Source organism: Paenibacillus zanthoxyli JH29, from assembly GCF_000520715.1.
GTDB classification, from domain to species: Bacteria; Bacillota; Bacilli; order Paenibacillales; family Paenibacillaceae; genus Paenibacillus_AQ; species Paenibacillus_AQ zanthoxyli.
The window spans coordinates 1-390 of sequence record NZ_ASSD01000402.1; the positions used below are offsets into that span (position 1 = coordinate 1).

The 390-nt window shown below is 53.3% G+C and carries 1 protein-coding gene; it reads right to left on the reverse strand.

What is annotated here, in order from left to right; translation table 11 throughout:
• Nucleotides 1-390: cytochrome ubiquinol oxidase subunit I (locus L691_RS29050; protein ID WP_198023052.1), on the reverse strand; the 390-nt coding region annotated here is incomplete at both ends.

Below are 390 nucleotides of genomic sequence, written 5' to 3' on the forward strand. Positions count from 1 at the left end.
AGCACAAGTCCGGACAAGCAGATGCGCATAAATCGGGTGTTTGGCTGATCGAACTTTTTACGCCACATCAGATACACAGCCCACAGCGTAATGAAAATCATGGCCATGCCTGCCACGATCATAATCCGGAAGCTCCAGAAGGTCGTGCGTACAGGCGGTATGTAATTGCCCGGACCGTATTTCTGCACATACTCGTCCTGCAGCTCGATCATCCCTTTTACCTCACCGGAGAACTTGCTGTAGGAGAGGAAGCTGAGCGCATACGGAATCTTCAGTTCATGAGTGCTTGTCATGTTCCCAGGATCAATATTGGCAACGACCGTCCAAGGCGCCGGATCGCCGCTCTTGCCCCATAATCCCTCAGAGGCGGCCATCTTCATCGGCTGGGGG